The 21,763-nt window shown below is 64.4% G+C and carries 21 protein-coding genes and 1 tRNA gene; 18 read left to right on the top strand and 4 right to left on the bottom strand.

All coding sequences use genetic code 11. The features are described 5' to 3' along the window. Positions 1-133: 133 nt before the first annotated feature. The 15 genes from BN3789_RS00575 (at position 134) to nagA (ending at position 13,274) form a co-directional block, all read left to right on the top strand. Complete coding sequence (locus BN3789_RS00575; RefSeq protein WP_066828671.1) at positions 134-1,234, top strand: NAD(P)-dependent oxidoreductase; 1,101 nt, start codon at positions 134-136, stop codon at positions 1,232-1,234. Positions 1,235-1,237: 3 nt separating this feature from the next. Continuing rightward, positions 1,238-1,672, top strand: coding sequence for a hypothetical protein (locus tag BN3789_RS00570; RefSeq protein WP_066828669.1), 435 nt, complete (start codon positions 1,238-1,240; stop codon positions 1,670-1,672). A 6-nt stretch (positions 1,673-1,678) separates the two neighbouring features. After that, a complete protein-coding gene (locus BN3789_RS00565; RefSeq protein WP_066828667.1) occupies positions 1,679-2,377 on the top strand; it encodes a hypothetical protein in 699 nt (232 codons plus the stop codon). Between the two features lie 75 nt (positions 2,378-2,452). Next, the gene (locus BN3789_RS00560) at positions 2,453-3,622 is read left to right on the top strand and encodes a hypothetical protein (protein ID WP_066828665.1); all 1,170 of its coding nucleotides are present in this window, start codon (positions 2,453-2,455) and stop codon (positions 3,620-3,622) included. A gap of 10 nt (positions 3,623-3,632) precedes the next feature. Beyond that, positions 3,633-4,871, top strand: coding sequence for a purine-nucleoside phosphorylase (locus BN3789_RS00555; RefSeq protein ID WP_079988984.1), 1,239 nt, complete (start codon positions 3,633-3,635; stop codon positions 4,869-4,871). A gap of 175 nt (positions 4,872-5,046) precedes the next feature. Then, on the top strand, positions 5,047-5,520 hold the full coding sequence (locus BN3789_RS00550) for a NanQ anomerase/TabA/YiaL family protein (RefSeq protein ID WP_066828663.1): 474 nt from the start codon (positions 5,047-5,049) through the stop codon (positions 5,518-5,520). A gap of 89 nt (positions 5,521-5,609) precedes the next feature. Then, positions 5,610-5,685, top strand: a tRNA-Thr gene (locus BN3789_RS00545). Between the two features lie 710 nt (positions 5,686-6,395). Continuing rightward, positions 6,396-6,836 (top strand): PTS sugar transporter subunit IIA domain-containing protein, encoded by a 441-nt coding sequence (locus BN3789_RS00535; protein WP_066828659.1) that lies wholly within the window; start codon positions 6,396-6,398, stop codon positions 6,834-6,836. Then, positions 6,836-7,120, top strand: a complete 285-nt coding sequence (gene yajC / locus BN3789_RS00530) for a preprotein translocase subunit YajC (RefSeq protein ID WP_066828657.1) — start codon at positions 6,836-6,838, stop codon at positions 7,118-7,120. Before BN3789_RS00535 ends, yajC begins: the two co-directional genes overlap by 1 nt. Before the next feature lie 105 nt (positions 7,121-7,225). Then, entirely contained in the window at positions 7,226-7,708 is a 483-nt protein-coding gene (agaV, locus tag BN3789_RS00525; RefSeq protein ID WP_066828655.1) for a PTS N-acetylgalactosamine transporter subunit IIB, read from the top strand. A 93-nt stretch (positions 7,709-7,801) separates the two neighbouring features. Continuing rightward, positions 7,802-8,596, top strand: a complete 795-nt coding sequence (locus BN3789_RS00520; RefSeq protein ID WP_066828653.1) for a PTS mannose/fructose/sorbose/N-acetylgalactosamine transporter subunit IIC — start codon at positions 7,802-7,804, stop codon at positions 8,594-8,596. Next, positions 8,586-9,659, top strand: coding sequence for a PTS system mannose/fructose/sorbose family transporter subunit IID (locus BN3789_RS00515; protein WP_066828651.1), 1,074 nt, complete (start codon positions 8,586-8,588; stop codon positions 9,657-9,659). Before BN3789_RS00520 ends, BN3789_RS00515 begins: the two co-directional genes overlap by 11 nt. A 207-nt stretch (positions 9,660-9,866) precedes the next feature. Next, the gene (locus BN3789_RS00510; protein WP_066828649.1) at positions 9,867-10,598 is read left to right on the top strand and encodes a GntR family transcriptional regulator; all 732 of its coding nucleotides are present in this window, start codon (positions 9,867-9,869) and stop codon (positions 10,596-10,598) included. Positions 10,599-10,829: 231 nt separating this feature from the next. Next, positions 10,830-11,990 (top strand): SIS domain-containing protein, encoded by a 1,161-nt coding sequence (locus BN3789_RS00505; RefSeq protein WP_066828647.1) that lies wholly within the window; start codon positions 10,830-10,832, stop codon positions 11,988-11,990. 123 nt (positions 11,991-12,113) lie between these two features. Continuing rightward, positions 12,114-13,274: an N-acetylglucosamine-6-phosphate deacetylase gene (gene nagA / locus BN3789_RS00500; RefSeq protein ID WP_066828646.1), complete on the top strand. Its 1,161-nt coding sequence runs from the start codon at positions 12,114-12,116 to the stop codon at positions 13,272-13,274. A 112-nt stretch (positions 13,275-13,386) separates the two neighbouring features. Here the strand turns inward: nagA and BN3789_RS00495 are convergent, their stop codons facing one another. The 3 genes from BN3789_RS00495 to BN3789_RS13320 form a co-directional block, all read right to left on the bottom strand. Next, on the bottom strand, positions 13,387-14,445 hold the full coding sequence (locus BN3789_RS00495) for an aldose epimerase family protein (protein ID WP_066828645.1): 1,059 nt from the start codon (positions 14,443-14,445) through the stop codon (positions 13,387-13,389). Positions 14,446-14,538: 93 nt separating this feature from the next. Further along, positions 14,539-15,219: a PspA/IM30 family protein gene (locus tag BN3789_RS00490; RefSeq protein ID WP_066828644.1), complete on the bottom strand. Its 681-nt coding sequence runs from the start codon at positions 15,217-15,219 to the stop codon at positions 14,539-14,541. A gap of 81 nt (positions 15,220-15,300) precedes the next feature. Further along, a complete protein-coding gene (locus tag BN3789_RS13320) occupies positions 15,301-16,398 on the bottom strand; it encodes a hypothetical protein (protein ID WP_147569459.1) in 1,098 nt (365 codons plus the stop codon). Positions 16,399-16,667: 269 nt separating this feature from the next. Between BN3789_RS13320 and BN3789_RS00480 the strand changes: the two genes are divergently transcribed. Then, on the top strand, positions 16,668-17,603 hold the full coding sequence (locus tag BN3789_RS00480; RefSeq protein ID WP_066828636.1) for a hexose kinase: 936 nt from the start codon (positions 16,668-16,670) through the stop codon (positions 17,601-17,603). 368 nt (positions 17,604-17,971) lie between these two features. Here the strand turns inward: BN3789_RS00480 and BN3789_RS00475 are convergent, their stop codons facing one another. Next, on the bottom strand, positions 17,972-18,772 hold the full coding sequence (locus BN3789_RS00475) for a DeoR/GlpR family DNA-binding transcription regulator (protein ID WP_066828635.1): 801 nt from the start codon (positions 18,770-18,772) through the stop codon (positions 17,972-17,974). A gap of 339 nt (positions 18,773-19,111) precedes the next feature. Here BN3789_RS00475 and BN3789_RS00470 point away from each other — a divergent pair, with 339 nt between their 5' ends. Then, a complete protein-coding gene (locus tag BN3789_RS00470; protein ID WP_066828633.1) occupies positions 19,112-19,963 on the top strand; it encodes a class II fructose-bisphosphate aldolase in 852 nt (283 codons plus the stop codon). A 291-nt stretch (positions 19,964-20,254) separates the two neighbouring features. Further along, the gene (gene pyk, locus BN3789_RS00465; protein ID WP_079988983.1) at positions 20,255-21,712 is read left to right on the top strand and encodes a pyruvate kinase; all 1,458 of its coding nucleotides are present in this window, start codon (positions 20,255-20,257) and stop codon (positions 21,710-21,712) included. Positions 21,713-21,763 lie beyond the last annotated feature (51 nt).

Raw genomic sequence — 21,763 nt, 5'->3', positions numbered from 1 at the left:
CCGGATGCGGGATGGCCTGGCCGGCATGCCACCGAGGCCCGTGTTTCTCGCGTGAGACGTGCGCGAGGGGGCGGGTTGTGGGTAGATACGTGTTTTGATTTGGCTATACACACCTGAGATAGGAGTTCGTTACATGGCAGACAAGAAGCCCAGCATCGCGTTTATCGGCACCGGCATCATGGGCGCCCCCATCGCCGGTCACATCCTGGACGCCGGGTACGACGTCACGGTCTACAACCGCACGAAGTCCAAGACCGACGATCTCGTCGCGCGCGGCGCGCACTGGGCGGAAAGCCCCGCCGAGGCGGCGAAGGACGCCGATGTCGTGTTCACCATGGTCGGCTTCCCCACCGACGTCGAGGAGATCTACCTGGCGGGCGACGGTCTGCTGCAGTCCGCGAAGCCCGGCGCCTACCTCATCGACCTGACCACGAGCTCGCCCGAGCTCGCCCGCGACATCTCCGAGGCCGCCGAGACCATGGGCAAGCACGCCTTTGACTGCCCGGTGACCGGCGGCGAGGCGGGTGCGATCGCCGGCACGCTCACGCTGATCATCGGTGCCACCGAGGCCGACGTCGCCCCGGTTCGCGAGGTGCTCGAGACCTTCTCCGCCAAGATCTTCTGCTTCGGCGGCGCGGGCAAGGGCCAGGCGGCCAAGCTCGCCAACCAGGTGTCGCTCGCCGCGTCCATGGTGGGCATGGCCGACGCCCTGTCGTTCGCCCAGCAGTCCGATCTCGATCTGGACCTCACGCGCGAGATGATTCTCGGCGGCACGGGCAAGTCCGGCGCCATGGAGCAGCTCGCGCCTAAGTCGCTCGTGGGCGACTGGAAGCCCGGCTTCATGGTCAAGCACTTCCTCAAGGATATCGGCCTGGCGCTGCAGGTCGCCGAGGAGAAGGAGATCGCGCTGCCCGGCGCCGACACCGCCTTCACGCTCTACGACATGCTCGAGGCCATCGGCGGCGGCGAACTGGGCACGCAGGCCGTCACGCTGCTGTACCAGGAGGAGGCCGAGGCGGTCGCCGCCGGTCTCGACTGGTCCAAGTATACCGCCGCCCACGAAGAGGGCGACGAGTGCGGCTGCGGTCACGACCACGGCCATGGCGACCACGAGTGCACCTGCGGCCATGATCACCACCACGGCGACGACCACGAGTGCTGCGGCGGCCACCATCACGACGATGGCCACGAGTGCACCTGCGGGCACCACCACGATGAGGACCACGCGGAGTAGCGCATGGAGATAGCATTTCTTATCTGCTCGCTGCTGCTGTTGCTGTTCGGCGTCTACATCGGGTTTCTGATCGGCAGCAATGTGGGCGAGCGCGCGGTCACCAAGGCGGACTACTGGAAGATGAACGCCGCGGCGATCATCGTCACCGTGCTGCTCGCGTTCATCTTCGCGGGGCTGCCGCTGCTCTACGGCGCGATCATCGGCCTGCTTGCCGGCTGCATCGCGGGGCTCAAGATGGCCTTCGGGGAGTCGACGGGTCCGTGGCGCGCGCTTGATAAGATGTTCAACGTCAACCGCTCGCACCGTGAGACCGCCGAGCGGGGAGGCGGCGAGGAGCGCCGTCGCCGCCGGAAGGAAGGCGCGCCGGCTCCGGATCTGATCTCGGTTACCGAGGACAAGCGGTCCAAGACACGGAAGAACGCAAAGGATGCGAGGTAATAGTTTATGGCAGAAGAGCTAAACCAGGAGTTGACCGCCGAGGAGGCCCAGCGTCTGGCCGGCGTCGAGCACAACCGCGATGCGCTGGCGGCCCTGATCGACGACCTTTCCGGCCGCAGCCGCTTGAAGCGCCAGCTTGCCGCGCGCGTGGTTCATCTGCTCGCCGAACGCGAACCCGACCTGCTCGTACCCTACATCTCCGACCTCATCGACGCGCTGTATCGTCCCGAGGCGCAGACGCGCTGGGAGATCCTTGACGCGCTGACGATCCTCGTGCCCGATCACGCCAAGGAGATCGGCGCCGCCTACGACGGGGCCGAGGCCGCCCTGTTCGACGACCTGTCGTCGACGCTTCGCCTGTCGGCGTTCCGCATGCTGTGCACGTGGGGCGCTACGGAGCGCGGCCGCTCCAAGAAGGTGTGGCCGATCCTCGACGAGGCGATCCAGTGCTATCACGGCGATCTCGAGTATCGCGATATGCTCGGCTGCCTGCACACGTTCGCGTCGGGCAAGATCGAGGGCGGCGTGGCGAGCGAGCTGGCCGGCCGCCTGCAGTTCGATGCCGAGAACGGGAAGGGCTCCTACCTCAAGGCCCGTTCCGGGGAGATCTACAACGCGCTGGTCAAGCGCTTCAAGCTCGACCATCCGCAGAAGCGCGCCCGTGCTGTCTCCAAGGACAGCGACATGGACGACGACGAGGAGTAGCCGCAAAGGACCTGCGGCTGCCGACGCGCGCGCTCGCGCATGCGGGCTCGCGCCTGAGTGAAGGAGTACCTACCCATGGGTCTGGTTCAGAAGAAGGAAGAGCACGACGTCATCGACGGCATCGAGATCATCGAGCGCTCCGATACGCCCGATGACCTGCCGACGCCCGAGTACGATCTGGTCGCCGGCAAAAGCGCCGAGGACATCGCCGCCGAGACCGACGGCGAAGGCGAGGCCGATGACGCCCAGGAGCAGAGCGCCGTGGGCGCCGCGGGCGCTGGCAGCCATTTCGGCCGCCATGCCAAGAAGGACGCCGATGACGCGAAGGATGCCGAGCCTGCGGTATCGTCCGATGTCCCGCGCGGGCCTTCCGACACGAAGGGCGGCACCGGCGCGGGCGGCACGGGCGGCGGCAAGAGCAAGATGCCGCTGTTCGCGGCCATCGCCGTCATCTGCGTGATCGTCGCCGCGGTGGTCGGCTACTTCATCGGTTCGGGCGATTTCGCCTCGGGTGCCGAGGGCATCGACACGGCGACGCTCACCGACGACCAGCTCGACACCACGGTCGCCCGGTATTCGTACAACGGCGAGGACCACGACGTGACGGCGCGCGAGCTCATCGAGTCGCAGTACAGCCTGGATGCGGTGAAGCAGGACGACGGCACCTACCCGACGCCCACCGCCGACACCGCGATCGCCTACGTGCGCAACCAGATCCTTCTGGGCGAGGCCGACGCGCGCGGCATCACGGTCTCCGAGGACGAGATGATCCAGTTCGCCCAGGACACCATCGGCATGTCCGACTTCGCTACCATGGCCGAGCAGTACCAGGTGAGCGAGGACCAGGCCAAAGAGATCGTGCGTCAGCAGGCGACCCTGCAGAAGCTGTACGACCAGATCGTCCCCGAGAGCACCTCGACGGTGCCCACGGCGCCCACGGAGCCCGAGAACGGCGACACCTCGACGCGCTCCAAGGAGTACGCCGACTACATCATCGGGCTTGCTGGCGACGAGTGGGACAGCGCGGCCGGCACCTGGGCCTCGCAGGACGGCCCCTACTACAGCGCGCTGTCGGGCACCGATTTCACGGCCGACTCCGCGAGCTACGAGCAGGCGCTGACCGCCTACTACACCGCCTACCAGCTGTACGCGCAGTCGAGCTCCGAGGCCACCACGACGTGGTCGGAGTTCCGCAACGGCCTGTTCGCGAACGCCGACATCGACCTGTACGGTCTGTATCAGTAAGGATGCGCGCATGCCGCTGCGCATCGTCATAAGTGATTGCCTGCTTGGAGCCGCCTGTCGCTACGATGGGGGCTCCAAGCCTCATTTGGGGTGCCTGCGCCTGGCCCGGCGGCTGCGCGCTCAAGGCGGCGAGCGCGCGGTGGCGTCCATCTGCCCCGAGATGCTCGGCGGCCTGCCGTGCCCGCGCACGCCCGCCGAGGTGCGAGGGGACCGCGTCGTGCGCTCCGACGGCGTCGACGTGACGCGCGCGTACACGGACGGTGCGGCCCGTTCGGTCGATATCGCGAAGGCCTCGGGCGCACGGCTTGCTATCCTGAAGGCACGGAGTCCGTCATGCGGGTCGGGCGCCATCTACGACGGGACGTTTTCCGGACGGGTGGTGCCGGGCGACGGCGTGGCGGCGCAGATGCTGAAACGGGAGGGATTCACCGTGGTCGATGAAGAGCTGGTCAAGTACTGCGAGCCGAGTTTTGAGCATCCGGTGGCCATCGTGCTGGGAAGCGGCCTGGGCGCTCTGGCCGATCGCGTGCGCGCGGTGCGCCGTATTCCCTATGAGGACATCGAGGGGTTCCCGGCCGAGGCGATTCCGGTCGAGGGACATCGCTTCGAGGTGCTCGTGGGGACGATCGACGGCGTGCCGGTGGTGGTCTATCCAGGCCGCGTGCATCTGTATCAGGGGTACTCCGCCCTCGAGGTGACCTCCCTCATCCGCCATGCCTATCGCCTGGGTTGCCGGGACATCATCCTCACCTGCGCCTCGGGCGCGGTGGGCGATATCGAGCCGGGCACGACGGGCATCATCCGCGACCAGATGAACCTGACCGGCGTGAATCCGCTGGCGAGCGCCGCGTGCGTGGCGGAAGCCGAGATCGAGGTGCCGTTCATCTCCATGGCGGGCGGGTACTCGAGCTATCTGGCGGAGTTCGCCCGCGCCGCCGCGCAGGATGCCGGCGCGCCGCTTGCCGAGGGCGTGTACGCCGGGCTTCTGGGCCCGACCTACGAGACGGCGGCCGAGGTGCGCGCGCTGGGCGTGCTCGGAGCCGACTACGTGGGCATGTCCACGGTGTGCGAGGCGATCATGGCGCATGCGCTGGGCATGCAGGTGCTGGGGCTCACGCTCGTGACCAACAAGGCCGGGCTGGCGTCCAACACGCATGCGGAGGTGCTGGAGGAGGCCGAGCGCGGGGGCGAGGTCTGCCAAAAGATCATCCTGGGCGTCCTGCGCTATCTGGGAGGCTCGCACGCGTAGGCGGATGCAGCCCGCCGCCTTTTCGCGCGGCGGGGCGCCGGGCGCGATGCGCCACTTCGGGCCGATGCCGTTTACGGGTGCGGGTGCTGCGGGCGCTGCGGGCTGGTATGGTGTACGAGGCATGTGCCGCGCTGCACGGGAGCAGCGCGGTCGTAACCATGAGAGGATGGCACGAATGATTTGCGGTGCACTGACCGATCTGCCCCGGTACCGGGGGATGATGCGCGGACTCGATGTGCTGATCGACTGGCTTGAGGAAAACGATCCGGCGCAGCTTGCGTGCGGAAGCCATGAGATCCTGGGCGACAAGGTGTACGCCAACGTGATGGAGGCCACCACCCGGTGCGCTTCCGAGGCGCACTACGAGACGCATCGTCGCTACCACGATGTGCAGATCGACCTTTCGGGGCGCGAGGCGTATCGCGTCGCGCTGGGTGATACCGTGCAGGTGGAGCCGTTCAACGAGGCGGACGACTTCGAGCTCGTGGACGCTGACGCCTTCATCGAGGGCGATCTGGCGGATGGGAAGTTCGCGGTGTTCGTCGTCGGGGAGCCGCACATGCCCACGCTCCAATACGGCGACGACGGCGCGCAGCCCGTCAAGAAGATCTGCTTCAAGGTGCTTGCCGACGATTTCTGGGATGCGTAGTTTTGTGGAGGCGAAACTGACCCCTTGCGCTATTGCCCGACAGGCCGTACTATAAGCAATCGTCGGATGCAGAAATCCGGCCAATACAAGCCAACGTGGCTCAGCTGGTAGAGCAACGCACTCGTAATGCGTGGGTCAGCGGTTCGAATCCGCTCGTTGGCTCCATTGATTGCAAAAAGGGTCCCCACAGGGACCCTTTTTCATGCCGCGCCATCGGGGGGAGTGCAAACCGGGGACGTACCTTCCGCGTGCATTAATGCACGCGGAAGGTACGTCCCCGGTTTGCACTCGCTACTATTCGTTTTCGGGCTCGTGTCCGGCGCATTAAAGCCCGCGAATCAAGGCCGCATGGAGCCTAGCAGGGGTTATAAAGGCCTTGAGATGCATCTCGAGGTCCGCGCAAAGGCTCATGAGCGAGTAGGGAAGGGCGCACGGTCCCTCGGTATTCCCCTCGTGCGCGTGCAAGAAAAAGGTACGTCCCCGATTTGCAAGAGGTGTGGACCAGTGGGGATGGTTAAACGTGTAAGCTGACAAAGCGAACCAGTTCATACCAGTTCGTTGTTCATCACATATATGAAGGAAGTGTGGAGTACGCAATTTTACTTTTACGAAATAAAATAGCCTGTTCCAGCAGGTGAAAGACCATCCGCTCAAGGGGAATTCGGAAGAAAAAATGTGCTGGTAATTACACAAAAAGTAGGGTGGGCGGTAGAAAAACGTCTGTGAGTGGCGGATTGGGACCGCTTGCAGGAAAACACATAACAAACAATCGTGCGCCTGCTAGAATGGAGTCACACGTCACGTGGTTACTACCAGTTTTCGTGAAGAGAAGCAGGCGGCTGCGAGAAAAAGCATCCCGCGGAAAGGTGGGTTTCATGATCGGTTTCATCCTTACGGGGCACGCTCAGTTCTCCAACGGTCTTGCGAGCGCTATCGACATGGTCGCCGGCGACCAGCCCGCGTTCCAGATCGTTCCGTTTGACGGGTCCAAGGCCGCCAGCTACGGCGAGGACCTCCGCGCCGCCATCAGCGCCATGCGCGCCGAGACCGACGGCGTCCTCGTGTTCGTGGACCTGCTGGGCGGCACGCCGTTCAACCAGGCCATGATGATCTCCCAGGACATCGCCGATGTCGAGGTGGTCACCGGTGCCAACCTGCCCATGCTGATCGAGCTTCTGCTCACCCGCGGCGCAGGCTCGACGCTCGACGAGCTCGCCGACCAGGCGGTCGAGATCGGCAAGATGGGTATCGTCCACAAGAAGCTCGAGGCCTCCGTTCCCGAGGGCGACGAGTTTGACGGCGAGGACGGTATTTAATGGAGGACTTCTGGGGAAGCGTTCTGTCCTCCTCGGTGGCGCTGCTGATACTTTTCGCCATCATGGGGGTCGTCTACCTGATCTGGTCTCAGGTGGGCGTCAGGAAGAAGCGCAACTACTTCAAGGAGCTTCACAACGAGCTCGCCCCAGGCCAGGAGATCATGTTCGCCGGCGGTATCTACGGAACCATCAAGAGCATCAACGGCGACAAGGTCGAGGTTAAGGTTCGTTCCGGCGCCGTGATGGATGTTTCCCGCTACGCCATCCAGGAAATCCAGCGCTAACCTCCAGGGATTCGGTTTTTCGGGACCTTCTACGCGTTGGCTCCCTGAACAAACAGCATCGTACGTACAGGACTCCAGAGCAGATTCGAAAGGATGCGTATCAACATGGCAGAGCCCAACATTCTTCTTACCCGCATCGATAATCGTCTGATCCATGGTCAGGTCGCCACCCAGTGGAACTCCACCCTGGGCGCCAACCTTATCCTCGTTGCCAACGACGAGGTCTCCAACAACACCATGCGTCAGAACCTCATGAAGATGGCGGCCCCGGCCGGCGTCGCCACCCGTTTCTTCTCGCTGCAGCACACCATCGACATCATCGCGAAGGCGTCGCCCAAGCAGAAGATCTTCATCGTGGCCGAGACTCCGCAGGACGTGCTGAAGCTCGTCAAGGGCGGGGTGCCTATAAAGAAGGTCAACATCGGCAACATGCACATGTCGGAGGGAAAGCGGCAGGTTGCAACGACGGTCGCCGTTGACGACGCCGACGTCGCCGCTTTCAAGGAGCTTCAGGATTTGGGGGTGGAACTGGAGATCAGGCGTGTTCCGAGCACGCCGGTTGAGGACGTCAGCAAGCTCTTCAGCTAAGAGTCGTCGTCTCTCAAGCGCGTCGGTTGGCATGTGCCCGGCGCAAACAGTCGTAACAGTTCGCATTGAACACATTCGAAAGGAGGAGCATAGATGGACGTTAATGCTGTTCAGATCATTTTGGTCTTCTTGGTCACCTTCGTCGCGGCTATCGACCAGTTCGACTTCCTGGAGTCGCTGTACCAGCCCATCGTCACCGGCGCTATCATCGGTGCCATCCTTGGCGATGTGAACACCGGCCTGATCGTCGGTGGTACGTATCAGCTCATGACCATCGGTAACATGCCGATCGGAGGTGCCCAGCCGCCCAACGCGGTCATCGGCGGCATCATGGCTGCTATCTTTGCCTGCACGCTCGACATGGATCCGGATATGGCCGTTGCCACCGCGATTCCGTTCGCGCTCCTCGGCCAGTACGGCGTGACCCTGTTCTTCACGCTGCGCGCTCCGCTGCTTGAGTTCTTCCGCAGCGCTGCCGAGAAGGCCGACACCAAGGCGATCACCAAGTGGACGATCATCTCCGAGATCATCCTCGGCCTGATCTTCGCTGTCATCGTGACCCTGTTCTTCATCGGCGGCCTCGCCGTCGGCCAGCAGATCGTCGACGCCATCCCCGCATGGCTCAACACCGGTCTGTCCCAGGCGGGCAACATGATGAAGTTCGTCGGCTTCGCCATCCTGCTCAAGATCATGATGAATCGCGATATGTGGGGCTTCTTCTTCATGGGCTTCGGCCTTGCCCTGATCGCGAGCAACATCGAGGCCATCGCCGGCCCCGCTCTGCTCATCCTTACCCTCATCGGCTTCGGCATCGCCTTCTGGGACTTCCAGCAGCAGACCGAGCTGAAGGGCGCATTTGACGGAGGTGACTTCTCTGATGGCATCTAATGAGTTCGTCGTCCCCGAGCGCTATGAGGATCTGACCCCTGCTCCGCAGGTCGACCAGAAGACTCTGAACCGTATGGCCCTGCGCTCTTGCTGGCTTCAGTCTTCGTTCAACTACGAGACCATGCAGTCCGGTGGCTGGCTGTTCGCCATGATCCCCGGTCTGGAGAAGGTCCACACCAACAAGAAGGACCTCGCGGCGTCGATGTACCACAACCTGGACTTCATCAACACGCACCCCTTCCTGGTGACCTTCGTTATGGGTATCGTTCTGTCCCTCGAGCAGAACAAGGTTGATACCCAGACCATCCGCGCCGTCCGCATTTCCGCGGCCTCGCCTCTGGGCGGCATCGGCGACGCTCTGTTCTGGCTGACGCTCGTGCCCATCACGGCCGGCATCACCTCGAACATGGCCATCGCCGGCAACATCGCCGCTCCGATCATCTTCCTGGTGATCTTCAACATCGCTCAGTTCGCTTGCCGCTTCGGCCTGATGAACTGGTCCTATCGTGTGGGCACCGGCGCCATCGATGCGCTGACCGCCAACATGCAGGCGTTCACCCGTGCAGCCTCCATCCTCGGCGTCTTCGTCGTCGGCTGCCTGACCGTCACCATGGGTGCCACCCAGATCAACCTCACGATCCCCAACGGCACCACCCGTGGTCTTGTTGCCCACACCATCGTCGTCTCCAACGAGGATGCCGAGAACTTCGCTGACCTGGCTGTCGACACCGACACCGCCGAGGCCGGTACGCTCGCCATCGCCGATATGGACGGCAACGCCCTGACCGCTGCCGACGCCGACGGCAACGCCGTCGAGACCGGCATCGTCGACCTGGGCAACGGCATGAGCCAGGTCACCTACGGCGAGGTTACCGAGACTCCGGTTTCCTACTCCGTGGCCTCCACGCTCGACTCCGTGCTGCCCAAGCTCGTCCCGCTCGCGCTCGTTCTTCTGCTGTACTTCCTGTTCGCCAAGAAGAACTTCACGCCGATCAAGGGCATCGTTCTGCTGCTCATCATCGGCATCGTCGGCGCCCTCCCCTTCATCAACCTCTGGGGTTAAGGACGGTTTAGCAGGGATGCGCGCGCCTACGTGCGCATCCCTGCTCACATTGAGATCGATGTGAACGGCCGCGACCCGCACGCGTTGAGGGACGCGGCCGTATTGTTATTTTCGCATGCGGCGAGACCGCTGGGACAGTTCCCCTCGGAATTCGAGGAGATCTGTCCGGGTCGTCTTTTCGCATAACCGGTAAGGAGGGTGACGCGCATGGCGATCGCAGCTCGCAAACAGCCGCTGTATGACCAGCTGGTGGATATTCTGACCGAGAAGATCGAGCACGAGTACCGCCCTGGCGACATGCTGCCCTCCGAGCGCGAGCTCTCCAAGTACTACGGCCTGTCGCGCACGACGGTGCGCCTGGCGCTGCAGGAGCTCGAGCGTTTGGGTCTCGTCGTGCGCCAGCACGGGCGCGGGACCTTTGTGGCCGACCGTTCCGTGCAGACCACAAACCTCTCCCAGACCTACAGCTTCACCGAGCAGATGCGCGAGTTGGGCCGTAAGCCCGCGACGACCATCCTCGAGTTCTCCGAGATCGAGTCGGACAAGAACCTTGCCAGCAGCCTGGGCGTGCGCATCGGCGACAAGCTCTTCAAGATCAAGCGCCTGCGCAGCGCCGACGGCGTTCCGATGATGGTCGAGCGGACCTATCTGCCGGTGCGCAAGTTCATGTCGCTCAAGCGCCCCATGCTCGAGCATGAGTCGCTCTATCACGTTATCGAGCAGTACTTCCACGAGAAGATCCGCGTGGCGGAGGAGGAGTTCTTCGCGAGCATCGCCCGCCCCGCCGACGCGCATCTGCTCGATATCAGCGAGGGCGCGCCCGTGCTCGACCTGGTGCGAACCACGTACAACATGGGCAACGAGATCATCGAGTACACGCTCTCCGTTGCCCGTGCGGACCAGTTCAAATACAAGATCTTCCACTATCGGAACGAATGATCCGAGCACCTCAGTGCACCTGCGAGAGCTGAGCGAGCACGCACTCGGCCCTCGCAGGGGCACTCGTGCACGACAGACCGGCTACGTTCGACCTGTCGAGACGGGTAGGGGGATGCCCTGTCATCTGGAGGGCCTTGCGGCCGCCAGAAGATGCGCGGTCCCCTGATACGTGATGGCAGTGCTTGTCGACGGCTTCGTCGCCAAGCCGAGCTTGTTTGCAAAGGAGTAGAAATGTTCGAGAAGGACCTCGAGGCGCTGAAGGCCATGGGCGCCCACATCACCACGACCGAGATCAAGCAGCAGCCTGATCTGTGGCGCGACGCCTACAACATCTACAAGGAGAACAAGGCGGGTGTCGAGGAGTTCCTGGCCGATATCAAGAAGCTCGGTCGCGTGAGCGTCGTGTTCGCAGGCGCCGGCACGTCCGATTACGTCGGCGACACGGTGGCGCCCTACCTGCGTCACGCCGGCGACACCGACGCCTTCAACTTCATGCCCGTCGCAACGACCGATATCGTCTCCGCGCCGCTCGACTTCCTGCGTCCGGACGATCCGACCGTGCTCGTCTCCTTTGCCCGCTCCGGCAACAGCCCCGAGAGCCTTGCCGCTGTCGAGGTCGCCCGCAAGGTCGTGAAGAACATCAAGTTCCTGAACATCACCTGCGCCCCCGAGGGCAAGCTCGCCGTCGAGTCCGCCGACGACCCGAACGCCTACACGATCCTGATCCCGCGCGCGAACGACCAGGGCTTCGCCATGACGGGCAGCTATTCGTGCATGTCGCTCATCACCATGCTGCTGTTCGATTGCTCTGACGAGGACGCCAAGGCCGCATGGGTCGAGACCGCTGCCAAGATGGGCGAGGAGGTCGTTGCTCGCGAGGCCGAGATCGCCGAGTTCCTGAACTGCGACTTCAACCGCATGACCTATCTGGGCTCCGGCTCCTTCGGCGGCCTCGCCCAGGAGGCTCAGCTCAAGATCCTCGAGCTCGCCCGCGGTCTTGTCGCCACCTCGTGGGACACCTCGATGGGCTACCGTCACGGGCCCAAGTCCTTCGTCGACGACAAGACGCTTGTGTTCGTGTTCGTGAACAACGACGAGTACACCCGCCAGTACGACCTCGACATCCTCGAGGAGATCAATGGCGACGGCATCGCCATGAAGACGATCGCCATCCAGCAGGAGGGCGCGACCGCCTTCGAGCACACCTCCTTCACGTTCAAGGGCTACGACGCGCTGCCCGAGGGCTACCTGGCCCTGCCGTTCATCATGGTCGGCCAGACCGTGAGCCTGCTCAATTCCGTGCGCGTGGGCAACACGCCCGACACGCCGAGTCCCACCGGCACCGTCAACCGCGTGGTGAAGGGCGTCACGATCCATCCCTACGGCGCGTAAGTAAGCGCGACGCGACAGCTTGCCCAGCCCGCCTCGTCGAGTCCGGCGGGGCGGGCATTTTACTACACGAGGGGGCGTACCCTTCAGCTGCAGCACCAGCAGAATGTGAAAGGAGAGCTCAGCATGAGCACCTATGCGATTACCGCCGATACGTTCTTCTTCCCGACGCGTGTTGCGCACGGCGGCTACCTGATGGTCGAGGACGGCGTGTTCGGCGCCTATACGACCGAGAAGCCCGACTGCGAGATTCTCGACTACACGGGCAAGCAGATCGCCCCCGGCTTCGTCGACACGCACATCCACGGGTTCGACGATCATGACGTCATGGACTGCAAGGCCGACAGCGTGCGCACCATCTCCCGCGGCATCCTGCGCAACGGCGTGACCTCGTGGATGCCGACGACGCTGACCGCCACCACCGAGCAGCTCGCCGACGCCTGCGCAAGCGTGTACGAGGCGAACGAGGAGCCGGGCGAGGAGCCCATGGCGCGCATCCAGGGCATCTTCCTGGAGGGCCCATTCTTCACCGAGAAGCACAAGGGCGCTCAGAACCCGGCCTACCTGTCGGCCCCGCAGATCGAGAAGCTGCGCGTGTGGCAGGATGCCGCGCACGGCCTCGTGAAGAAGATCGCCATCGCCGCCGAGTACCCGGAGAGCCCGGACTTCATTCGCGAGGCGCGAAAGATGGGCGTCGTCGTGGCGCTCGGCCACTCCGATGCGGGCATCCTGGAGGCCCTGGCCTGCCTGGACGCCGGCGCGACGGTGTTCGTCCACACGTACAACGGCATGAGCCCGCTGCATCATCGCGAGCCCGGCATGGTCGGCGCTGCGCTGTATTCGGGCGATAAGTCGTTCTCCGAGCTCATCTGCGACGGCCATCATGTGAATCCGTTCGCGGCCGCCATCGTCATGAACGCCAAGGGCCGCGAGCACACCTGCCTCATCACCGACTGCATGTGCGCGGGCGGCATGCCGGATGGCGATTACTTCCTGGGCGAGCTGCCGGTGATCGTGAAGGACGGCACGGCGCGCCTGAAGGACGGCGGCTCGCTCGCCGGTTCCATCCTGCGCATGAACCAGGCGGTCAAGAACGTGGTCGACTGGGGTATTGCCACGCCGCAGCAGGCGGTCTACATGGCCACCCAGGCGCCCGCCGAGGCCAACGAGATCGACGATGTGTGCGGCTCGATCCGTCCCGGCCGCGCGGCCGACTTCGTGGTGCTCGAGCCCGATATGACGCTCGTCGAGACCTATCTGGGCGGCGCGTCGGTGTATAAGGCGTAAAGCTTCTGCTCGGCCCCCTGCCGGGGGATGTGCACATGAAAAAGACGGTCGGGGTCGCCCCCGGCCGTCTTTTTCATGTGCGCCCGTCCCCGTTGGCAGGGGGCCGCCTGTTTTAGATGGTGGAGAAGCGGTACTCGATGACGCTCTCGTACGGATGCTCGGGTCCGCAGAAGCACTGCGGGAAGCTCGGGATGTTGGGCGTATTCGGGTAGTACTCGGGCTCAAAGGCAAAGCCGTCGTTGGCCCGGTAGGTCGCGTCGTCCTTGGCGTGCTCGTCGCCCACGAAGTTACCCGTGTACAGATGGGCGCCGGGGGTCGTGATGGAGATGTCGAGCACGCGGCCGCTCTCGGGGTCTTCAGCGTGGAGGGCGGGACGCAGGTGCGTGCCGGTCGCGCGGAACCCGTCGACGCAGAAGCAGTGGTCGAAGCCGTGGGCGATGCGGAGCTGCTCGTCGTCGGCCTCGATATCGCGGCCGAGCGGCTTGGGTGAGCGGAAATCGAACGCGGTGCCCTCGACGTCGCGCAGCTCCCCGGTGGGAACCGAGTGCTCGTCGACGACGAGCACCTGCGACGCGTTGACGGAGACGACCTGTCCCAAGATGCTTCCGGAATCATGGCCGGCCAGGTTGAAGTAGGAATGGTTGGTCATGTTCACGAACGTGCGGCGATCGGAGGTCGCCGCGTAGCGCAGGCGCAGGACGCCGGCGGGCGTGAGCGTGTACTCCGCCGTGAACGCGCGCTCGCCGGGAAGGCCGAGCTCGCCGTGGGCGAGGGCGGTGGTGAAGCGGACGGTGTTCTCGGCATCATCGACCTCGGCGTTCCACACGCGCTTGTGCAGGCCGTGATCGAGGTCGGTGTGGAGGTTGTTCTCCCCCTCGTTCTTCACGAGGTGCCACGTCTCGCCGTCGATGGTGAGCTCGGCGCCGCCGATGCGGTTGGCGGAAGGGGCGATGGTCGCGCCGTAGCAGGAGGGGTTGGCCGCGGTGTAGCCGTCGATCGATCCGTAGCCCAAGACGATGTCGGCGCACTCGCCGTTCTCATCGGGGGCGTCGATCCCGATGATGGTGGCGCCGAAGTCCATGACACGGACGGTGATGCTGCCGTTGTCGATGGCATAGCAGGTGACCTGTGCGCCATCCGGTGTCGTTCCAAAAGGTGTTGCGCTGATCATGGTTCCTCCTTGTTCGCGGCGCGTGAAATCGCTGCCCTCATTATAGGGAAACGACGGCCGATTGCCCTTGCCGGACGGAGCCGGGGCGGGTGCCTACAGGCCCATCTCCGCCTTGAGGCGCGCGAGGTCGTCGTCGACGGCGGCGTCGTTGACGGCGGAGGCGTACTTCTTCTCGAGGTCGGCGACCGCGTCTTTTGGCTCCTCGTTCAGCTCGGCCATGGCGTCGGCGGTGTCGAGCATGCGATCCGCCTTGGCCTCCATGCGGTCGAACGCCTCGATGGCGCTCTCGGCGCGGTCGGAGCCGGAGATGAAGCCGGCGACCTTCTCCTGCGTCTTGGCGACGGCGACCTTGGCCTTGATGGTCTCGCGGCGGCTCTTGAGGTTCTCGATGTCGCGCACGAGCTTGTCGTGCATCTGGCGCATCTTGTCGGCGTTGGCGTGCGCGGCGTCGTATGCCTTCTCCAGCTCGGCGCCAGCGGTCGCGAGCTGCTGCTTTTTGCCCAAAAACGTGCGCGCGTCGCCTTCGTTGCCCGCAGCGAGGGCCTTCTTCGCGAGGTCCTCCATGCGCGCGATCTCGGCGGCGTTGTCGTTGACCATGCGGCGGCAGCGCTTCTCCTCGGCGATGACGCCGGCGGTCTCCTGCTTGACCTCGGCGAGCGACTCGGTGAGGTCGACGAGGTACTGGTCGATCATCTTCGCCGGATCCTCGGCGTGGTCGAGCAGCTCGTTGATGTTGGCTTTCACGATCGTGGTGAAGCGCTCTAAGATTCCCATGGCATTCCTTTCTGCAGGGAGGCAGGTGCCTCTTCTTCCATGTCGCCGCCTTGCGGGCAAGGCGGCCTATCGACGCGCCGATCAGCTTGAGGCGTCATCTTCGTATTTATCCGCCAGGTCCTCGATGTCCGAGTCGCCGAACGTCTCGAGCGGGGTGTTGAGGATCTTCTCCGCCTGCTCGCGACGCTCGCGGTCGGCCGTCCTCTTCTTCTTGACGATGAAGACCGCGATGCCGCCGACCACGGCGATGCCGACGACCGCCACGGCGACGGTGCCCATCGTATCGGATGCCTGCTTGCGCTCAGCTGCCCCCATGATGAGCTCGGCGGTGTTCGCGAACGCCTCGGAGAATATCTCCTCCTCGGACAGCGAGTAGTCGTTGTAGGCGCGCTCGATCTGCGTGGCGAGGATGCTGCACGCCTCGCTGTCCATCACGTCGGCGGCCAAAGACCCGATCGCGTAGCCGCAGGTGTACGAGCCGTTCCCGTCGTCGCAGAAGACGAGCAGGAAGTGTCCCTCGTCGCTGAAGAGCTGGTCGTAGAGCTCCTCGGCGAGATCGGTGAGCTGCGACATCGACGTGGTGGTCCCGTTGGGCAGGATGTACACGTAGGGCTGCACGCCGGTCTTCTCGTAAAACGCGTGCATGCCCGACTCGAGGGCTGATGGATTGTGGATCCAGTTGCCGTCCTGGTCGGTGTAGTAGGCGGTCTCGGTGATCGAGCCGGGTGCCAGCTCCTCGCGGATGACGGTCGATGCGTTTTGCTCGGTGTAGTCGGACGAGCAGGAGGGCATGAAGGCCGCGACGAGTGCGCCGAGCAGGGCGAGTACCACGAGGGCGACAATCGCGTCCGCGCATCCGCCCCGTCCTCCGCTTCCGCCTCCGTGCACCGGGCCCCTGCCCCCGCCGTCCGTGACGACGACAGTGGGGCGCCTGTTCATGAGGCTCCCCATGAGAAAGCCGCCCAGAAAGCCCCCGCCCGAGGCGCGCGGGGGCGGTCCCCCCATGCCTCCCATGGGCGCGCCGCCGAATCCGCCGAACGACCCGGGGCGTCGGGCGCTTCTGCCGCCGCTTCTCCCGAATCCTCCGCGGCCTCCGGAAAACCCGCCCGAGCGGCGTCCGCCGCCGGAGCCGAAGCCTCCGCCCGAGCGCCCGCCGCCGGGTGAACCCGATCTACCCATGGAGATGCCCTTTCTGCCTGCGCGCGGTGCTGCCGCGCGTGTCTTTCAACAGACAGATTATTCCCACTCCCGCGGGCATGCGTGACCTACAACGCGCATTTGTACGCCGAGCGCGCCCGCTCGGCGCTTGCCCGGTTTTGCCCGCCCGTCGCTTTCGTTTGGTTGCGGTTGGATCCGACCGTTGGCGAGCGCGCGAGCCGAGGCGGATGGCGCGCACGGTACAATGGCGTTCAGTTAGGGCCGCAGGCTGTCCGGAGGAAGGAACGAACATGATCCTCACCGTTACCATGAACCCCTCGATCGATACGCGCTATTCCGTCGACCACCTGGTCATCGACGACGTCAACCGCGTGACGCCGGCCAAGACGGCGGGCGGCAAGGGCCTGAACGTGAGCCGCGTGCTCGTGCAGCTGGGGGATGACGTGGTGGCGACCGGCCTGCTCGGAGGCCATTCCGGCGCATATCTGGGCGAGCTGATGGACGCCGACGGCATCACCCATCGCTTCACGCCGATCGCGGGCGAGTCCCGCACCTGCATCGCGCTGCTGCACGACGGCAACCAGACCGAATTTCTGGAGAGCGGCCCGACCGTGAGCGCCGAGGAGCTCGAGGCGTTCGTGGGCAACTATGCCGATCTGGTTTCCAAGGCGTCGTGCGTGACGCTTTCCGGCTCGCTGCCCAAGGGGGTTCCCGCCGACACCTACGCGCGTCTGGTCGCCATCGCGGCCGAGGCGGGCGTCCCGGTGCTGCTGGACACGTCGGGTGCCGCGCTCGACGCCGCGCTCGAGGCGGATGTCAAGCCGACGCTCGTCAAGCCCAACCTCACCGAGATCAACGGCCTGCTGGGCACGAGCTTCACCTCCGACGACCTGTCGGATCTGCGTCAGACCCTGGCCGCGGACGCGCGCTTTGCCGGCATCCCGTGGGTCGTGGTCAGCATGGGCGCCGCCGGTTCGGTCGCGTTCCATGACGGGCGCACGCTGCGCGCTCGCGCGCCGCGCATCGAGGCGGTCAACGCGACCGGCTCGGGAGACTCCACGATCGCCGGGTTCGCCCATGCCATCGCTGCGGGCTCGGACGCCGAGGAGGTCCTGCGCTGCGGCAACACCTGCGGCACGCTGAACGCCATGGACCCGCAGACCGGCCATCTGGTCATGGACAAGTGGGACGAGATCTACCAGGGCGTGGAGATCTCCGAGCTGTAGCCACCAGCGCGCATAGCTTCTCACACGAAGGTGCCTCCGACCAGGTTGTTCCGGTCGGAGGCACCTTTGTGTATTGCCCCGCTGTTGCGCGCGAACTCGCCAGAGGAGGTTCCGGGCTGAACATTTGCTGAAAAATTGACGTTATGAGTGACTAGAACCTGGACCCGCCCGAAATGGCATCTTCAGCGCCGACGTTTCCGCAGGTCGCACGCGCGCGGTAGGTACGCTTTCCCGTGCCTTCCAGATCGACTCACTCAAAACGTCAATTTTTCAGCAAAAGTTCGGCCGGGAACCTCCGCTGACGGCGCGTTTCATCTCTGTAGTGCGCCTGCGGGAGGCCAGGTCTCGTGTTTACGGGTTATGAGCGCTTATGCGACGATAAGGGTCGGATGCGGCGAGCCCTCGGTCAGCGAGGCGATTTCGTTTGAAAGGATGCCGTCGGCGTCCGCGTCCACCACGATGGTGTCCACGTCGGCGATCGAGGCGAACCGGAACAGCCCCTGACCGTCGAGCTTGCTGGCATCCGCCAGCACGATGCGCTCCCGCGAGGCTTCCATCATGCCGCTTTTGACCTCGGCCATCTGAGCGTAGTTCGTCATGAGGCCACAGCCGCTTACGATGGCGGTCGGGCAGATGATCGCCTTGTCGGCATGGAGGATCTCCAGCGAACGCATGGTGAGGGGGCCGTACGTGTAGCGATGGCCCTTGCGCAGCGCGCCGCCGAGCAGGATCGCGTCGACCGCGGGCAGGCTCTCGTCGATGAAGTCGGCGATGGTCACGTCGGCGGTGATGACGGTGATGCCGGAGCGCTGGCTGAGCATGCGGACGAACTCGAGCGCCGTCGTGCCCGAGTCGACGAGCAGGGCGTCCCCGTCCTCGACCAGCTCGATGGCGGCGCGCGCGATCGCCTGCTTGGCCGCGACGTTGACGTTCACGCGCTTGTCCTGGATGGAGACGGTCAGCGTCTTGTGCAGCGAGACCGCGCCGCCGTGGGTGCGGCGTAGCTTGCCGTCCGCCTCGAGGGCATCGAGGTCGGCGCGGATGGTGACCGCAGATACCCCGAATGTCCGGGCCAGCTCCGCCACCTGCACCGAGGCCGTGCGGTCGAGCATCGACATGATGGCGGCGCGCCGCTCTTCGGCAAAGGAATGAGGGGAAGTGGTACTCATACACGCCTCTCTGCAGCAGCTGGTTAGGTAAGCGCGCTGCAATTATTGCACGGTCGTGGAGCAATTGTGAATTACAGTCTTTCTTTCTTTTCTTTTTTCATAAGCAATCGACTTATAATTCTTTTCTTTTCGTAAGCTAATGGACCGGAGCGACGATATGCTTCGCAGCATCCTCAGGAGCGCTTGCTTTTGCTTTCCGACCGTCCGGCGTAGCCGCGACAGCGCTGGTTACGCAGAAATCCGCCATTTCGTACAATACAGGCAACGGATGCGCCGGTCAGAGGGATGCGGCGCCGCGTGGCCGCCCCGAGAGGAGCGCGGCAGGAGGGAGCGAAACCGATGCTCGTTACCACCAAGGACATGCTGCTCGATGCCCAGAAGAACCACTACGCGGTCGGTGCCTTCAACATCGAGAACCTCGAGTTCGTCATGGCCGTGCTGGCTGCCGCCGAGGAGACCAAGTCCCCGGTGATTATGCAGACCACGCCCGGTACGGTGAAGTTCGCCGGTCTCGATTACTTCTACGGCATGGTGAAAGCCGCTGCCGAGCGCGCGAGCGTGCCGGTCGCCCTGCACCTCGACCACGGTGACGGCTACGATCGCTGCATGCAGGCGCTCCGCACCGGCTACACCTCCGTCATGATCGACGGCTCGCATGAGAGCTTCGAGGACAACATCGCGCTCACCGCGAGCGTGGCGCGCGCCGGCGCCGCCATGGGCGTGCCGGTGGAGGCCGAGCTCGGCAAGGTCGGCGGCAAGGAGGACGACGGTCCGGCGGTCGAGGGCGAGAACCCCTACACCGATCCGGACGAGGCGCGCGAGTTCGTCGAGCGCACCGGCTGCACCAGCCTCGCCATCGGCGTGGGCACCGCTCACGGCGTGTATACCGAGACCCCGCATATCGAGCAGGACGTCGTGCGCGCCATCCGCGCCGCCGTGGACGTGCCGCTGGTGCTGCACGGCACCTCCGGTGTGCCCGATGAGCAGGTCGCCGAGGCCGTGAAGAACGGCATCTGCAAGGTCAACTACGCCACCGAGCTGCGCCAGGCGTACACCCGCGGCTATCAGGGCTTCATGGCCGAGAACCCGGATGCCTTCGATCCCAAGAAGCCGGGCAAGGCGGGTATGGCCGAGATCACCAAGATCGTGAAGATCCGCATGGAGAACCTCGGTTCCATCGGCCGCGCATAACGGCAACGAATCGATGCGCTGCAAAGCCCGCCGGAGATTCCCGGCGGGCTTTTTTGTGGACGTGAAGCGTCGCGGACGGCCCCTGTGGGCTCCCGCCGCCAGACAACGCATCACCGTCATATGAACATTGCCTTGTGCTACCTGCGCGGATGATCGCGCAACGCTCACCAGACAATTCGACCGTTTGAAGACCGGCCGCGCGAACCTCTTGCGCGGGCCGTTACGCTTATAGCATCGCAGGGGATTTTGTCGGCATGCGCGGGAGCGTATTCAAGAAAGGTGGAGCGGAGCATGATTAAGCGTACAAAGATCGTTTGCACCATGGGACCGGCTTGTGATGACGACGATATCCTCCGCGAGATGATCAAGGCGGGCATGAACGTCGCCCGTTTCAATTTCTCGCACGGCAGCCACGAGGAGCAGCGTGCGCGCATGGAGCGCGTCAAGCGCATCTCCGGCGAGCTCGGCATCCCGGTGGGCATCCTGCTCGACACCAAGGGGCCCGAGATCCGCACGGGCTTTCTGGAGGGCCATGCCAAGGTGGCGCTCGAGCCCGGCTCGACCGTCACGGTGACTGCGGCCGAGACCTCTGAGGACCTGCAGGGCAACGCCGAGCATTTCTATCTGGATCACCTCGAGCTTCCGCGCGAGGTCCACGTGGGAAGCACGATCCTGATCGACGATGGCTTGATCAGGCTCACGGTCAAGGGCATCTCGGGCCAGGATATGACCTGCTATGTCGAGAACGGCGGCGAGCTGGGCGAGAAGAAGGGTGTGAACGTCCCGAACGCCAAGCTGTCGCTGCCCACCATCACCGAGCAGGACCGCAAGGACATCCTGTTCGGCCTGGAAGAGGGCATCGATTTCATCGCGGCGTCCTTCATCCGCGACGCGGCCGGCGTGCGCGAGATCCGCAAGCTGTGCGATGAGAACGGCGGCAAGAACGTAGACATCTTACCGAAGATCGAATGCGCCATGGCCGTCTACCACTTCGATGACATCCTGAAGGAGGCCGACGGCATCATGGTCGCCCGCGGCGACCTGGGCGTCGAGGTGGCGCCCGAGGTGTGCCCCACCATCCAGAAGGAGATCATCCAGAAGTGCAACAAGGCCTATAAGCCCGTCATCACCGCGACCCAGATGCTCGACTCGATGATCCGCAACCCGCGCCCGACGCGCGCCGAGGTGACCGACGTGGCCAACGCCATCAACGACGGCACCGATGCGACCATGCTTTCCGGCGAGACGGCCGCGGGCAAGTACCCGCTCGAGGCCTTGAAGATGATGGCCAACATCGCGCTGATCGCCGAGGCCACGATGCCCGAGCACAACCGCCTGGACATCCACACGGACGAGACGGGTATCCGCGCGATCAACAGCGCGATCGGTCTGGCCGCGGTGAGCACGGCGTTCAACGTGAAGGCGCGCGCCATCATCATCCCGACCGAATCCGGCCGTTCGGCGCGTCTGGTGTCCAACTTCCGACCGATGCTGCCGATCCTTGCCGTGACGCCGCATGACGCCGCCACGCGCAAGATGACCATCTACTGGGGCGTCGACCCGGTGACCGAGGGCGAGATCGGGGATAAGCGCTATATCGTCAAGACGGCGATCAACTGCGCCAAGCAGCGCGGATACGTTCGCGTGGGCGACGTGGCCGTGCTTACGGTGGGCGACCCGGACACCTCCATCACCTTCTCCGACGGCGTGACGTCGACAAACGTCGTGCACGTGGCGCAGGTGCGTTAACGGTCGTTCAGAAGATTGTGCAGGCGGGGGCGTCGTACGCGGCGCCCCCGC

This window comes from Collinsella ihumii (assembly GCF_900046475.1).
Classification (GTDB): Bacteria; Actinomycetota; Coriobacteriia; order Coriobacteriales; family Coriobacteriaceae; genus Collinsella; species Collinsella ihumii.
Note: the sequence above shows the minus strand (reverse complement) of the source record. Positions and strands in the feature narration are given on the sequence as shown.